Here is an 831-nt window from a genome sequence, read left to right as displayed (position 1 = left end):
GGCAAAAGGCTTCGCCCATGACGTCTGCCAAGAGATGGCCCGCGACAACCCAGACCTTTATCTCATCAAAATGACCAAGAGCCTGCGGGACGGCTGCATCTTCCTCGACGATCTGCGCAATGACCGCATGGCGACCGCCGTGGCACCCCTGTCGCCGCCGCGCGCGCGGCCGGGTGCCACCGTGCCGATGACGCAGGTCCAATCCAATCTCGACCCGAAGCGCTTTACCGTCCGCACCGTCCCGGCGCTTCTGGCGAAGGCAAGCGGGAGGATTACTGCGATGGACAGCGCCCGCTTGAGCAGGCCATTCAAGCGGCTTGGCAAGCATAAGGCTGCCGCATGACATTTGAATCGCAGGGCGCGGAGACCAAACAAAAAGAATGAAGAAGTCCAACATACCCATCGAACAGCTCACGCGCCTTCGCCGGATACGCGGACTGGCGCGGCTGATGGATACGGCGCTCCGAATTCCCGGTACACGCCTGTCGCTCGGGGCAGACTCGGTCCTTGGCCTGATCCCCGGCATCGGCGATTTTGCGGCCGCCGCCGTCAGTCTCATCATCGTCAATGAGGCTCGGCGTCTCGGCGTGCCGAACGACAAGCTCGTCAAGATGCTGGTCAATGTCGGTTTTGACACGGTTGCGGGAAGTGTGCCGGTGCTTGGCGATGTCTTCGACGTCTATTTCAAATCCAATCGCCGCAATCTTCAGCTTGTTCTGGATCACTTCGGCCTCGATCATGCCGACCTCGACCGGTAACGCCGGTCAGCTGCGATTGCCGAGCGTGGCGATATCGAACACCGCGGCATTGTCCTGATTTCGCGTAGGTCCT

Annotated in this window: 1 protein-coding gene and 1 pseudogene; both read left to right on the top strand. The window is 60.9% G+C overall.

Features of this window, described 5'->3' with window-relative positions:
• Positions 1–343, top strand: a pseudogene (locus CO664_RS30015) (ATP-dependent DNA ligase); the annotation flags it as partial.
• Between the two features lie 37 nt (positions 344–380).
• Positions 381–758, top strand: a complete 378-nt coding sequence (locus CO664_RS30010; protein ID WP_097540721.1) for a DUF4112 domain-containing protein — start codon at positions 381–383, stop codon at positions 756–758.
• The last annotated feature ends 73 nt before the right edge of the window (positions 759–831 follow it).

This window comes from Sinorhizobium sp. NG07B, from assembly GCF_002532005.1.
Taxonomy (GTDB): Bacteria; Pseudomonadota; Alphaproteobacteria; order Rhizobiales; family Rhizobiaceae; genus Sinorhizobium; species Sinorhizobium fredii_C.
Note: the sequence above shows the minus strand (reverse complement) of the source record. Positions and strands in the feature narration are given on the sequence as shown.

Bases quoted from the DNA above. Each gene is read 5' to 3' on its own strand.
- CO664_RS30010 (WP_097540721.1), top strand. From the start codon at position 381: ATGAAGAAGTCCAACATACCCATCGAACAGCTCACGCGCCTTCGCCGG.